We start from the raw sequence: 13,714 nt of genomic DNA on the forward strand, positions 1-13,714 counted from the left end.
TCGATGAGATCTCGCGAGGCGAAACGCAGTGAACTGGGACGAGACCGCACCGGCCGACGCCGACGACGCCCTGTCCGGCGCCCTCCCCGGCGGCGCGGGCAGTCGGCTGGTGGGCGCCGACGCCGACGGGGACGACCAGGCGGTGGAGGCCGCCCTCCGCCCCAAGGACCTGGGGGAGTTCGTCGGCCAGGAGCGGGTCCGTGAGCAGCTGGACCTGGTCCTCAAGGCCGCCCGGCAGCGCGGCGGCACCGCCGACCACGTGCTGCTCTCCGGTGCGCCCGGGCTCGGCAAGACCACCCTGTCGATGATCATCGCGGCCGAGATGGGCGCCCCGATCCGCATCACCTCAGGACCGGCCATCCAGCACGCGGGCGACCTCGCGGCGATCCTCTCCTCGCTCACCGAGGGCGAGGTGCTGTTCCTGGACGAGATCCACCGCATGTCCCGGCCCGCCGAGGAGATGCTGTACATGGCGATGGAGGACTTCCGCGTCGACGTCATCGTCGGCAAGGGCCCCGGGGCCACCGCCATCCCGCTGGAGCTGCCGCCGTTCACCCTGGTCGGCGCGACCACCCGGGCCGGGCTGCTGCCGCCCCCGCTGCGCGACCGCTTCGGCTTCACCGGCCACATGGAGTTCTACGCCCCCGCCGAGCTGGAGCGCGTGATCCACCGCTCCGCCCGGCTCCTGGAGGTGACCATGGAGCCCGAGGGCGCGGCCGAGATCGCCGGGCGCTCCCGCGGCACGCCCCGTATCGCCAACCGGCTGCTGCGCCGGGTGCGGGACTACGCCCAGGTCAAGGCGGACGGCGTCATCACCCGGGAGATCGCCGCGAGCGCCCTGGCGGTCTACGACGTGGACGGCCGGGGCCTCGACCGGCTGGACCGGGCGGTGCTCAGCGCCCTGCTCAAGCTGTTCGGCGGCGGCCCGGTGGGCCTGTCGACCCTGGCGGTCGCGGTGGGGGAGGAGCGTGAGACGGTGGAGGAGGTCGCCGAGCCGTTCCTGGTGCGCGAGGGCCTGCTGGCCCGTACGCCCCGGGGCCGGATCGGGACCCCCGCGGCCTGGGAGCACCTGGGCCTCACCCCACCGCAGCGCGGCACCGGGGGCGGCCAGAGCGGCCTGTTCGAGGCGTGAAGGCGCGTATTCTCCGGCTTTGTGGCGTGAAGAGCGAATAATGGCGGGGTCAGGAACCCGGGTGCCACGCCGGGCGTTGTTCCATAGGTGCGGGCTCGCTTAGACTCCGCCGATGCCGTCCGTATGCCGGACGCTACTCCGTACGGCATACCCACCCCCGTAGACCAGGCCGCGCCCCAGCGGTCGTGTGAAGGATCTCCGTCCCGTGAATATCGTGACTCTCCTGCCGTTCATCGTGCTCATCGGGGCCATGTTCCTGATGACTCGGTCGGCCAAGAACAAGCAGCGCCAGGCCGCACAGATGCGGGACACCATGCAGCCGGGCACCGGCGTGCGGACCATCGGCGGCATGTACGCGACGGTCAAGGAGGTCCACGACGACACGGTCCTCCTCGAGGTGGCCCCCGCCGTTCACGCGATCTACGCGAAGAACGCGATCGGCGCCGTCCTCTCCGACGCCGAGTACAACCACATCGTCCACGGCATCGACCCCGATGACAGCGCCGACGAGGCCGTCGACGGCGCCGACACCCCTGTCGTCCCCGACGACGCCTCCTCGCTGACCACCACGCCCGCGGGCGGCGCCGACTCCGCCGACGAGGTGACGACGGCCGGTGAGCCGGAGGGTGAGAAGGCCGACGCCAAGAAGATCGACCTCGGTAAGAACGACGCCGACGCGGCCGACGCGCCCGAGGACGAAAAGCGGGACGGCGGCGCCGACGCCAAGTAGTCCTGATGTATGAACCACGGCGTGCCACCGCTCGGCGCGCCGTGATTCATGGACGCTCCAGGCTCCGGCGGGGGCACACCCCCACAAGACTTCGTGGCCGCCCCGCGCACATCCGCTGCGGGGCGGTTGGACAGGGAGATACGACAAGGTGGCAGCACCGAAGAAGGGCCGCAGGTCCCCCGGGTCACAGGGCAGGCCCGGGCGCGCGCTGGCCATGATCGTGATCGCCATGGTGGCGCTCATCGGGGGGATGTTCCTCTCCGGTCACACCACACCGCGGCTGGGCATCGATCTGGCGGGCGGCACCAGCTTCACGCTGGAGGCCAAGAACCAGCCGGGCAAGCCCAACGCGATCAACACGGCCAACATGAACACCGCCGTCGGCATCATCGAGCGGCGGGTCAACGGTCTGGGTGTGTCCGAGGCCGAGGTCCAGACGCAGGGCGACAAGCACATCATCGTGAACATCCCCAAGGGGACGAACGCGAAGCAGGCCCGGCAGCAGGTCGGCACCACCGCCCAGCTGTACTTCCGGCCGGTGATGACCACCACGTCCGGCGGCAAGACCAAGCAGCCCAGCAGCACCCCGTCGCCCTCCGCGAGCGCGTCGAAGGGCAAGACGGACAAGGGCGGCCAGAGCGCCGGCGAGAAGCCAAAGGGCTCGCCCACCCCGACCTCCACCACCCAGGGCCGTGCCGTGCCCGAGGCGCTGAAGGCCGACAAGGCGGCGCCGACCCCCACCCCGTCCAAGACCCCCAAGAGCGGCGAGACGGGCAAGCCCTCGGATACCCCCAGCCAGCCCAGCCAGGCCGACCAGGAGAAGCTGGCCAAGGAGTTCGCGGCGCTGGACTGCACCAAGCCGGCGGGGCGTGCCGCGGCGGCCGAGAAGGCGGCCAACAGCAAGCCGACCGAGCCCGTTCTGGCCTGTAGCCAGAAGGGTGACTCCAAGTTCGTCCTGGGCCCCTCCGAGGTCGAGGGCACCGACGTCGACGACGCCTCGTCCGTCTTCGAGAGCCAGAACGCCTCGGGCTGGATCGTGCAGCTCGACTTCAACGACAAGGGCGCCAAGAAGTTCGCCAAGACGACCGGCGAGCTGACCAAGCAGCAGTCGCCGCAGAACCGCTTCGCGATCGTCCTGGACGGCGAGGTCGTCTCCGACCCCGAGGTCACCCAGGGCGCCATCACCGGCGGCCGGGCCACCATCTCCGGCGGCTTCACCCAGCAGAGCTCCGCGGACCTGGCCAACGTGCTGTCCTTCGGTGCGCTGCCGCTGTCCTTCGACATCGCGGACGAGACCACCGTCTCCGCGGCCCTCGGTGGCGAGCAGCTCCAGGCCGGTCTGATCGCCGGCGCCATCGGCCTCGCCCTCGTGGTGATCTACCTGGTCGTCTACTACCGCGGACTGTCGCTGGTGGCCATGGCCTCCCTCGCGGCCTCCGCCATACTGACGTACACGATCATGGTGCTGCTCGGCCCGGGCATCGGCTTCGCGCTGAACTTGCCCGCCGTCTGCGGTGCGATCGTGGCGATCGGTATCACCGCCGACTCGTTCATCGTCTACTTCGAGCGGATCCGTGACGAGATCCGGGAGGGCCGCTCCCTGCGCCCGGCCGTCGAGCGCGGCTGGCCCCGGGCCCGGCGCACCATCCTGGTCTCCGACTTCGTGTCGTTCCTCGCCGCCGCGGTGCTCTTCATCGTGACCGTCGGCAAGGTGAAGGGCTTCGCCTTCACCCTGGGGCTGACCACGCTGCTCGACGTCGTCGTGGTGTTCCTGTTCACCAAGCCGCTGATGACGATCCTCGCCCGCCGCCCGTTCTTCGGGAACGGCCATCCGTGGTCCGGTCTGGATCCCAAGCGCCTCGGGGCCAAACCACCGCTGCGCCGCCGTCGTCCCGCCGCCCCCGGCCCCGCCGACACGAAGGAGGCGTGAGATGTCGCGACTCGGCAATCTCGGCGCCAGGCTCTACCGAGGCGAGGTCGGCTACGACTTCGTCGGCAAGCGGAAGATCTGGTACGCCATCTCGATACTGATCACCATCACGGCCATCGCGGGCCTGGCGGTGCGCGGCCTCAACATGGGCATCGAGTTCTCCGGCGGCGCGGTCTTCAACACCCCGAGCAGCAAGGTCTCGGTCTCCCAGGCCCAGGAGGTGGCGGAGAAGGCGTCCGGCGGCCACACGGCCGTCGTCCAGGAGCTGGGCCGCGGCGGCCTGCGGATCCAGATCAGCGAGCTGGGCACCAAGGAGGCCGTGCCGGTCCAGGAGAACCTGGCCAAGGAGCTGGGCGTCAAGACCGACAAGATCGACACCCAGCTGGTCGGCCCGAGCTGGGGTGAGGAGATCGCCGGTAAGGCCTGGCAGGGCCTCGCGATCTTCATGGTCCTGGTGGTGATCTACCTCGCCATCGCCTTCGAATGGCGCATGGCGCTGGCCGCCCTGATCGCCCTGATCCACGACCTCACCATCACCGTGGGTGTCTACGCGCTGGTCGGCTTCGAGGTCACCCCGGGCACCGTGATCGGTCTGCTGACGATCCTCGGTTACTCCCTCTACGACACCGTCGTGGTCTTCGACGGCCTCAAGGAGGGCTCCAAGGACATCACCAAGCAGACCCGCTTCACCTACGCCGAAGTGGCCAACCGCAGCCTCAACTCGACCCTGGTGCGGTCCATCAACACCACGGTCGTGGCGCTGCTGCCGGTCGGCGCGATGCTCTTCATCGGTGGCGGTCTGCTCGGCGCGGGCATGCTCAACGACATCTCGCTCGCCCTGTTCGTCGGCCTCGCCGCCGGTGCGTACTCCTCGATCTTCATCGCCACCCCGCTGGTCTCGGACTTCAAGAGCCGTGACCCGCAGATGAAGGCGCTGGCCAAGCGGGTGCGCGCCAAGCGCGCCGCGGCCGCCAAGGCGGAGGCGGAGCGCGGGCCCAAGGACGAGGACCACCCGGACGCCGAGGGCGACGAAGCGGACCTGGAGGACGCGGCCCCGGCCGGAGTCGTCGGCCAGCGCCGCCAGCCCGCCTCCCGCAACCGCGGCCGCGGCCGACCCTCGGGGAAGCGCCGATGAGCGAGCAGACAGCAGCGGAGACGGCCCTGACGGCGGCCGCCGGACCCCTCGGCACCGAGGAACTGCGCGGGCTGCTGCTCAGCCGGATCCAGGACGTGCCGGACTACCCGCAGCCGGGCGTGATGTTCAAGGACATCACGCCGCTGCTCGCCGACGCCGCGGCCTTCTCCGCGCTGACCGAGGCGCTCGCCGAGCTGTGCGTGCGGCACCGGGCGGACAAGGTCGTGGGCCTGGAGGCGCGCGGTTTCATCCTCGCCGCCCCGGCCGCCGTGCGCGCCGGGATCGGCTTCGTACCGGTCCGCAAGGCCGGGAAGCTCCCCGGGGCGACCCTGGGGCAGGCGTACGAGCTGGAGTACGGCACCGCGGAGATCGAGATACACGCCGACGCGCTGGAGCCCGGCGACCGCGTCCTGGTCATCGACGACGTGCTCGCCACCGGCGGCACCGCCGAGGCGTCCCTCCAGCTCATCCGGCGGGCCGGCGCCCAGGTCGCCGGTGTCGCCGTGCTCATGGAGCTGGGCTTCCTCGAGGGCCGCAGACGCCTGCTGAGCGCGCTGGACAGCGCCCCGCTGGAGGCCCTGATCACGGTCTGACCGGAATCCGCCGACACCGCCGCCGGAGGGCGGGGACCTGAGCGAGGGAACAGGTCCCCGCCCTCCGTCGTTCCCCGGGTCTCCCGGCCGAGAGGCAAGCGGAGTGGCGGGATCGATACCATTGGCACCCCGACCCCCGGGGTCCGGACCGCTTGAGGAGTGCTCTCTTGCCAGACGAGGCCCAGCCGCTCTCTCCCGGAGCCCGTCCCGCTCCGGACGCGACCGCCGCCGCCGAGCAGACGACGGCGGGCTCCGCCACGCCCGGAAACGGCGCGGACCGTCCGGCACCGGCGTCCGGCGCCCCCGAGCAGACGCGGCCCAAGCCCCCCGCGGCGGGGCGCGGCGGCGAGCTGCGGCCCGCCCCGGCCGCGCCGCGCACCACGCAGAGCCCGGCCCCGCGTTCCGGCTCGTCGAACCGGGTGCGGGCCCGCCTGGCCCGCCTCGGAGTGCAGCGCTCCAGCCCGTACAACCCGGTCCTGGAGCCCCTGCTGCGCATCGTGCGCGGCAACGACCCCAAGGCGGACGGCGCCACGCTGCGCCAGATCGAGCGCGCGTACCAGGTGGCCGAGCGCTGGCACCGCGGCCAGAAGCGCAAGAGCGGCGATCCGTACATCACCCACCCGCTCGCGGTGACCACGATCCTCGCCGAGCTGGGTATGGATCCGGCCACGCTGATGGCCGGGCTGCTGCACGACACCGTCGAGGACACCGAGTACGGCCTGGACACCCTGCGCCGCGACTTCGGCGACCAGGTCGCCCTGCTCGTCGACGGCGTCACCAAGCTGGACAAGGTCAAGTTCGGCGAGGCGGCCCAGGCCGAGACCGTGCGCAAGATGGTCGTCGCGATGGCCAAGGACCCCCGGGTCCTGGTGATCAAGCTCGCCGACCGGCTGCACAACATGCGCACCATGCGCTACCTGAAGCGGGAGAAGCAGGAGAAGAAGGCCCGCGAGACGCTGGAGATCTACGCCCCGCTCGCCCACCGGCTGGGCATGAACACCATCAAGTGGGAGCTGGAGGACCTCGCCTTCGCGATCCTCTACCCCAAGATGTACGACGAGATCGTCCGGCTGGTCGCCGAGCGCGCCCCCAAGCGCGACGAGTACCTGGCCGTCGTCACCGACCAGGTCCAGGGCGATCTGCGGGCGGCGAGGATCAAGGCGACCGTCACCGGCCGCCCCAAGCACTACTACTCCGTCTACCAGAAGATGATCGTGCGGGGCCGGGACTTCGCCGAGATCTACGACCTGGTGGGCATCAGGGTGCTCGTCGACACCGTCCGTGACTGCTACGCGGCGCTGGGGACCATCCACGCGCGGTGGAACCCGGTGCCCGGGCGGTTCAAGGACTACATCGCGATGCCCAAGTTCAACATGTACCAGTCGCTGCACACGACGGTCATCGGGCCCAGCGGGAAGCCGGTCGAGCTACAGATCCGCACCTTCGACATGCACCGCCGCGCCGAGTACGGCATCGCCGCGCACTGGAAGTACAAGCAGGAGGCGGTCGCCGGGACCTCCAAGGTGCGCACCGACGTGCCCCGGGGCAAGGCGGGCAAGGACGACGCCGTCAACGACATGGCGTGGCTGCGGCAGCTCCTGGACTGGCAGAAGGAGACCGAGGACCCGGGCGAGTTCCTGGAGTCGCTGCGCTTCGACCTCTCCCGCAACGAGGTCTTCGTCTTCACGCCCAAGGGCGATGTCATAGCGCTGCCGGCCGGGGCCACCCCGGTGGACTTCGCGTACGCCGTCCACACCGAGGTCGGCCACCGCACCATCGGGGCCCGGGTCAACGGGCGGCTGGTGCCGCTGGAGTCGACCCTCGACAACGGCGACCTGGTGGAGGTCTTCACCTCCAAGGCGGCCGGTGCCGGGCCGTCCCGCGACTGGCTGGGCTTCGTCAAGTCCCCGCGGGCCCGCAACAAGATCCGCGGCTGGTTCTCCAAGGAGCGCCGCGACGAGGCCATCGAGCAGGGCAAGGACGCGATCGTCCGGGCGATGCGCAAGCAGAACCTGCCGATCCAGCGGATCCTGACCGGCGACTCGCTGGTCACCCTCGCCCACGAGATGCGCTACCCGGACATCTCCTCGCTCTACGCGGCCATCGGCGAGGGCCACGTCTCCGCGCAGAACGTGGTCGGCAAGCTCGTCTCGGCCCTCGGCGGCGAGGAGGCCGCCAACGAGGACATCGCCGAGACCGCCCCGCCCATCCGGCGCTCCAAGCGCCGCTCCAGCGCCGACCCGGGCGTCGTGGTCAAGGGCGTCGAGGACGTGTGGGTCAAGCTGGCCCGCTGCTGTACGCCGGTGCCGGGCGACCCGATCATCGGCTTCGTCACCCGCGGCAGCGGCGTCTCCGTCCACCGCGCCGACTGCGTCAACGTGGACTCGCTGTCCCAGCAGCCCGAGCGCATCCTCGACGTCGAATGGGCGCCCACCCAGTCCTCGGTCTTCCTGGTCGCCATCCAGGTCGAGGCGCTGGACCGGTCCCGGCTGCTGTCGGACGTCACCCGCGTCCTGTCCGACCAGCACGTCAACATCCTCTCCGCGGCCGTCCAGACCTCCCGCGACCGGGTGGCCACCTCGCGCTTCACCTTCGAGATGGGCGACCCCAAGCATCTGGGACACGTCCTGAAGGCCGTACGCGGCGTCGAGGGCGTCTACGACGTGTACCGGGTCACTTCGGCCCGCGCACGCTGAGAAAGCGCCGCAGAACGCGAAGGGCGGCCCCGGTCTCCCGGGGCCGCCCTACGCGTCAGGTGCCGGGCGTCAGCCGCCGAACTCCTCCAGGCCCTTCAGCGCCTGGTCCAGCAGCGCCTGCCGGCCCTCCAGCTCCTTGGAGAGCTTGTCGGCCTTCGCGTTGTTCCCCGCCGCGCGGGCCGCGTCGATCTGGGAACGAAGCTTGTCGACCGCGTCCTGGAGCTGGCCGGTGAGCCCCTGGGCGCGCGCCCGCGCCTCGGGGTTCGTACGCCGCCACTCGGCCTCCTCGGCCTCCTGGAAGGCGCGCTCGACCGCGTGCAGCCGGCCCTCGATGCGGGAGCGGGCGTCCCGCGGCACATGGCCGATGGCCTCCCACCGCTCGTTGATCGACCGGAACGCCGCGCGGGACGTCTTCAGGTCCGAGATCGGCAGCAGCTTCTCGGCCTCGACGACCAGCTCCTCCTTGCGGGTCAGGTTCTCCCGCTGCTCGGCGTCGCGCTCCGCGAAGACCGCGCCCCGGGCCTGGAAGAAGACGTCCTGGGCGCCCCGGAAGCGGTTCCACAGGTCGTCCTCGTGCTCGCGCTGCGCGCGGCCCGCGGCCTTCCAGTCGGCCATCAGCTCCCGGTAGCGGGCCGCGGTCGGCCCCCACTCGGTGGAGCCGGACAGCGCCTCCGCCTCGGCGACCAGCTTCTCCTTGGTCTGCCGGGCCTCCTCCCGCTGCGCGTCCAGCGCCGCGAAGTGCGCCTTACGCCGCTTGGAGAACGCCGAGCGGGCGTGCGAGAACCGGTGCCACAGCTGGTCGTCCGTCTTGCGGTCCAGCCGCGGCAGGCCCTTCCAGGTGTCGACCAGGGCGCGCAGCCGCTCCCCGGCCGCCCGCCACTGCTCGCTGGCCGCCAGCTCCTCCGCCTCGGCGACCAGCGCCTCCTTGGCCTGGCGCGCCTCGTCGGCCTGGACCGCCTTGGCCGCCCGGCGCTGCTCGCGGCGCGCCTCGACGTCCTTGGCCAGCTGGTCGAGCCGCTTGCGCAGCGCGTCCAGGTCGCCGACCACATGGTGCTCGTCGACCTGCTGCCGGATGTGCTCGATGGCCGCCGTCGCGTCCTTGGCCGACAGGTCGGTGGTCTTGACCCGGCGCTCGAGAAGGTCGATCTCGACGACCAGACCGTCGTACTTGCGCTCGAAGTAGGCGAGGGCCTCGTCCGGCGATCCCGCCTGCCACGATCCGACGACCTGCTCACCGTCGGCCGTACGCACGTACACGGTCCCCGCCTCGTCGACGCGGCCCCAAGGCTCGCTGCTCACAGCGCCTCCTCCACATGATGCCGGGGCGGGCGTGCGGCCCGCGGGCATCGTCCACAGTTTCTTCCGGCCGGGCAGCGACGCCCGGGCCGGTCTCCCAGCAGGGTGGTGCGGCCATCGCGGCAGACACCCTGCACACCGCCAACATAGGCGACCGGTGCCCCGGCTGTCCGTATCCTGCGCGACCGAAATTTCGCAAGTGCACGCCCGGCGACCTCAGGACTTGCCGACCGTCGCCTTGTTGATCACCACGCTGGCGTTCGGAGCGGTGTTCTGCATCTGGTCCGGGGGCGCCGCTCCGGCGGAGGCGATCTTCTTCAGGACCTTCATGCCGTCCTTCGAGACCTTTCCGAAGGGCGTGTAGTCCGGCGGCAGCGGGCTGTCCTGGTAGACCAGGAAGAACTGGCTGCCGCCGCTGTCGCGGCCCTGCTTGGTCTGCGCGTTGTACTGGTTCGCCATCGCGACCGTGCCCGCCGGGTACTTGCCGCCCTTGAGCGAGGGGTCCTTCAGGTTCTCGTCCGGCAGCTTGTAGCCGGGGCCGCCCGCTCCGGTGCCCTGCGGGTCACCGCACTGGAGCACGTAGATCCCCTGGTTCACCAGCCGGTGGCACTTGGTGTGGTCGAAGTACCCCTTTCCGGCCAGGAAGTCGAACGAGTTGACCGTGTTCGGCGCCTTCTTGGCGTCCATGTCGATGGAGATGTCCCCGCAGGTGGTCTCCAGCTTCATCGTGTACGTAGCCGACTCGTCGATGGAGAGCGCGGGCTCCTTCTTGAACGACATCTTCTTCGGCTTCTTGTCCGCGACCGCCTTCGCCTCCTTGGCGCACGGGTCCGGCGCCTTGCTGGTCGCGGGGGCCGAAGGAGTGGCCGCGGCGGAGTCGTCCTTCTTCTTGTCCTTGTCGTCCCCGGAGAACGCGCCCGCGGCCGCCGCGGCGCCGCCGCCGAGCAGCGCCACGGCCAGTACGGAGGCGATCACCACATTGCGCTGCCGGGCCTTGCGCCGTGCCGTCTCGCGCCGCTGCTGCTGCCGCAGGTACTTCTCCCGGGCAAGTTGCCGCCGCCGCTGCTCGCTACTGACCACCGGGTCGTCTCCTCACGCCGTATGTCATTCGGTGTCCTGCCGGAGGGCTCGGCCGTACCGTATACGGGTTCGCTGTGCCGGGCCCGCCGCCGGTAGGCTCTGGAGCTGCCGACATTCTTCCGCCGGCCGACTCTTCCGGACGACATTTAAGGACGATCGTGCTCATTGCCGGGTTCCCCGCCGGGGCCTGGGGGACCAACTGCTACCTGGTCGCCCCCGCCGCAGGCGAGGAGTGCGTGATCATCGACCCGGGCCACCAGGCGGCCGAAGGCGTCGAGGAGGCCGTCGCCAAACACCGGCTCAAGCCCGTCGCCGTCATCCTCACCCACGGCCACATCGACCACGTCGCCTCGGTGGTCCCGGTCTGCGGCGCCCATGACGTACCGGCGTGGATCCACCCCGCCGACCGCTACATGATGAGCGACCCGGCCAAGGCGCTCGGGCGGTCCATCGGTACGCAGTTGATGGGCGAGCTGACCGTCGGCGAACCGGACGACGTCAAGGAGCTGGCCGACGGCTCCGAACTGAAGCTGGCCGGGCTGGAGTTCACCGTCGCGCACGCGCCGGGGCATACCAAGGGGTCGGTGACCTTCAGGCTGCCCGAACAGGCGGACATCCCGTCCGTGTTCTTCTCGGGCGACCTGCTCTTCGCCGGCTCCATCGGACGCACCGATCTGCCCGGCGGCGACCACGGCGAGATCCTCGAGTCCCTGGCCCGTGTGTGCCTGCCGCTCGACGACTCGACCGTGGTGCTGTCCGGCCACGGCCCCCAGACCAGCATCGGCCGCGAGCGCGCCACCAACCCCTTCCTGCGGCAGGTGGCCGCCGGCCCCGGAGACGCCGCCGACGCGGCCGCGCCTCCGCGACGAGGAATGTGACGAGAGACCCCACGTTGAGCACCTTCAAGGCCCCCAAGGGCACCTACGACCTGATCCCGCCGGCCTCCGCGACCTACCTCGCGGTGCGGGACGCCATCGCCACCCCGCTCCGGCGGTCCGGCTACGGCTACATCGAGACGCCCGGCTTCGAGAACGTCGAACTCTTCGCGCGCGGCGTCGGCGAGTCCACCGACATCGTCACCAAGGAGATGTACACCCTCACCACCAAGGGCGGCGACGAGCTGGCGCTGCGCCCCGAGGGGACCGCGTCGGTGCTGCGCGCCGCGCTGGAGGCCAACCTGCACAAGGCGGGCAGCCTGCCGGTCAAGCTCTGGTACTCCGGCTCGTACTACCGCTACGAGCGCCCCCAGAAGGGCCGCTACCGCCACTTCTCGCAGGTCGGTGCCGAGGCGATCGGCGCCGAGGACCCGGCCCTGGACGCCGAGCTGATCATCCTCGCGCACGACGCCTACCGGTCGCTGGGGCTCCGTAACTTCCGGATCCTGCTGAACTCGCTGGGCGACGCCGAGTGCCGCCCCGTCTACCGGGCCGCCCTCCAGGACTTCCTGCGCGGGCTCGACCTGGACGAGGACACCCGGCGGCGCATCGACATCAACCCGCTGCGGGTGCTCGACGACAAGCGCGACGCCGTCCAGAAGCAGCTGGCCGGGGCGCCGCTGCTGCGCGACTACCTGTGCGACGACTGCCGGGAGTACCACGCGCGGGTGCGCGAGCTGATCACCGCGCAGGGCGTGGTCTTCGAGGACGACGTGAAGCTGGTCCGCGGCCTCGACTACTACACCCGGACCACGTTCGAGTTCGTCCACGACGGGCTCGGCTCGCAGTCCGCGGTCGGCGGCGGCGGCCGGTACGACGGCCTGTCCGAGATGATCGGCGGCCCGGCCCTGCCGTCGGTGGGCTGGGCGCTCGGCGTCGACCGTACGGTGCTGGCGCTGGAGGCCGAGGGCATCCGGCTGGACCTGCCCGACGCGACGAGCGTCTTCGCCGTGCCGCTGGGGGAGGAGGCCCGGAAGGTCCTCTTCGGCCTGGTCGGCGAGCTGCGCAAGGAAGGCGTGGCGGCGGACTTCGCGTACGGCGGCAAGGGGCTCAAGGCCGCGATGAAGGCCGCGAACCGCAGCGGCGCGCGGTACGCGATCGTGGCGGGCGAGCGGGACCTCAGCGAGGGCGTGGTCCAGCTGAAGGACATGGAATCGGGCGACCAGGAGGCCGTTCCGCTGACCAAGATCGTGACCACGGTTCAGTCGAAGCTGGGCTGACCGCCCGGGCCGGGGCCGTCGTCAACGGGGCGGGCCCGATTCATCCGGCCAATCGAGACCGTCCCGCGCTTGCCGGTCCCGCCCCCGCCGGGGCGGGGTCCCGGCCCCTCGGGGCGGGTGCTCAGCCCCCTCCGCCCGTCCTTATCCCCGCTGAACGGGAGACCCGGGAAGATGGTCGGGCCCTGACAACGGGGCATTGTGGCGCCGTGGGTTGGGGCACAATGGCCGTGCCCGACGGGGCCGGACAGTGTGGAGAGCGACGGACGGCGATATGGCGACGACACTGATGGACGACGTGGAGTCCGACGAGGCGCGGGACGGCGCGCGAGCCGGAACGGGAGGCGGCCGCGCCTTCGCGCTCCTGCTCGTGATCACCGGCGCGATGGGGCTGCTGGCGGCCTGGGTCATCACGCTCGACAAGAACAAGATCCTCGAGTACAAGGCCGACGGCAAGGTCTTCACCCCCGGTTGCAGCCTCAACCCCGTGGTCTCCTGCGGCAACATCATGGAGAGCAAGCAGGCCGAGGCGTTCGGCTTCCCGAACCCGATGCTCGGCCTGGTCGCCTACGGCATCGTGATCTGCGTGGGCGTGTCCCTGCTGGCCGGGGCTCGCTTCCCGCGCTGGTACTGGCTGACGTTCAACGCGGGCACCGTCTTCGGCGTCGGATTCGTGACCTGGCTCCAGTACGAGTCGCTGTACGTCATCGGCTCGCTGTGCCTGTGGTGCTGCCTCGCCTGGGTCGCCACCATCGTGATGTTCTGCTACGTCACCGGCCACAACCTCAAGCACGGATACCTCCCGGCACCGGACGGGCTGCGGCGCGGGCTGCTGGAGTTCCACTGGGTGGTGCCGGTGATGTGGCTCGGCGTGATCGGGATGCTCATCCTGACCCGCTGGTGGGACTTCTGGACCAGCTAGTCCGAACCCCGTAAAACCGGCCCCGCCCCCGGGAAAGGGGCGCTGTCG

The 13,714-nt window shown here is 70.9% G+C and carries 11 protein-coding genes; 9 read left to right on the top strand and 2 right to left on the bottom strand.

What is annotated here, in order from left to right; genetic code table 11:
- Nucleotides 1-28 precede the first annotated feature (28 nt).
- The 6 genes from ruvB to LCH29_RS09550 all read left to right on the top strand — a co-directional run bounded on the left by ruvB (nt 29) and on the right by LCH29_RS09550 (nt 8,216).
- A complete protein-coding gene (gene ruvB / locus LCH29_RS09525) occupies nt 29-1,132 on the top strand; it encodes a Holliday junction branch migration DNA helicase RuvB (protein ID WP_446461240.1) in 1,104 nt (367 codons plus the stop codon).
- Between the two features lie 205 nt (nt 1,133-1,337).
- Complete coding sequence (gene yajC, locus LCH29_RS09530) at nt 1,338-1,862, top strand: preprotein translocase subunit YajC (protein ID WP_446461241.1); 525 nt, start codon at nt 1,338-1,340, stop codon at nt 1,860-1,862.
- Nucleotides 1,863-2,010: 148 nt separating this feature from the next.
- Nucleotides 2,011-3,792, top strand: coding sequence for a protein translocase subunit SecD (gene secD, locus LCH29_RS09535; RefSeq protein ID WP_446461242.1), 1,782 nt, complete (start codon nt 2,011-2,013; stop codon nt 3,790-3,792).
- Nucleotide 3,793: 1 nt separating this feature from the next.
- Nucleotides 3,794-4,927, top strand: coding sequence for a protein translocase subunit SecF (gene secF / locus LCH29_RS09540; protein ID WP_446461243.1), 1,134 nt, complete (start codon nt 3,794-3,796; stop codon nt 4,925-4,927).
- Entirely contained in the window at nt 4,924-5,520 is a 597-nt protein-coding gene (locus LCH29_RS09545; protein ID WP_446461244.1) for an adenine phosphoribosyltransferase, read from the top strand. The genes secF and LCH29_RS09545 overlap by 4 nt, the downstream gene beginning before the upstream one ends.
- A 167-nt stretch (nt 5,521-5,687) precedes the next feature.
- Complete coding sequence (locus LCH29_RS09550; protein ID WP_446461245.1) at nt 5,688-8,216, top strand: RelA/SpoT family protein; 2,529 nt, start codon at nt 5,688-5,690, stop codon at nt 8,214-8,216.
- 69 nt (nt 8,217-8,285) lie between these two features.
- Here the strand turns inward: LCH29_RS09550 and LCH29_RS09555 are convergent, their stop codons facing one another.
- On the bottom strand, nt 8,286-9,515 hold the full coding sequence (locus LCH29_RS09555; RefSeq protein ID WP_446461246.1) for a DUF349 domain-containing protein: 1,230 nt from the start codon (nt 9,513-9,515) through the stop codon (nt 8,286-8,288).
- 213 nt (nt 9,516-9,728) lie between these two features.
- On the bottom strand, nt 9,729-10,592 hold the full coding sequence (locus tag LCH29_RS09560) for a peptidylprolyl isomerase (protein ID WP_446461247.1): 864 nt from the start codon (nt 10,590-10,592) through the stop codon (nt 9,729-9,731).
- A 158-nt stretch (nt 10,593-10,750) separates the two neighbouring features.
- Here LCH29_RS09560 and LCH29_RS09565 point away from each other — a divergent pair, with 158 nt between their 5' ends.
- The 3 genes from LCH29_RS09565 (at nt 10,751) to LCH29_RS09575 (ending at nt 13,666) form a co-directional block, all read left to right on the top strand.
- Complete coding sequence (locus tag LCH29_RS09565; protein WP_446461248.1) at nt 10,751-11,470, top strand: MBL fold metallo-hydrolase; 720 nt, start codon at nt 10,751-10,753, stop codon at nt 11,468-11,470.
- 14 nt (nt 11,471-11,484) lie between these two features.
- Nucleotides 11,485-12,747, top strand: a complete 1,263-nt coding sequence (hisS, locus tag LCH29_RS09570) for a histidine--tRNA ligase (protein WP_446461249.1) — start codon at nt 11,485-11,487, stop codon at nt 12,745-12,747.
- Between the two features lie 271 nt (nt 12,748-13,018).
- Nucleotides 13,019-13,666, top strand: a complete 648-nt coding sequence (locus tag LCH29_RS09575; RefSeq protein ID WP_446461250.1) for a vitamin K epoxide reductase family protein — start codon at nt 13,019-13,021, stop codon at nt 13,664-13,666.
- Nucleotides 13,667-13,714 lie beyond the last annotated feature (48 nt).

Source organism: Streptomyces sp. BRA346 (assembly GCF_052851135.1).

Coding starts and splice junctions, on each gene's coding strand:
- LCH29_RS09545 (WP_446461244.1), top strand. CDS start 4,924: ATGAGCGAGCAGACAGCAGCGGAGACGGCCCTGACGGCGGCCGCCGGA.
- secF (WP_446461243.1), top strand. CDS start 3,794: ATGTCGCGACTCGGCAATCTCGGCGCCAGGCTCTACCGAGGCGAGGTC.
- LCH29_RS09575 (WP_446461250.1), top strand. CDS start 13,019: ATGGCGACGACACTGATGGACGACGTGGAGTCCGACGAGGCGCGGGAC.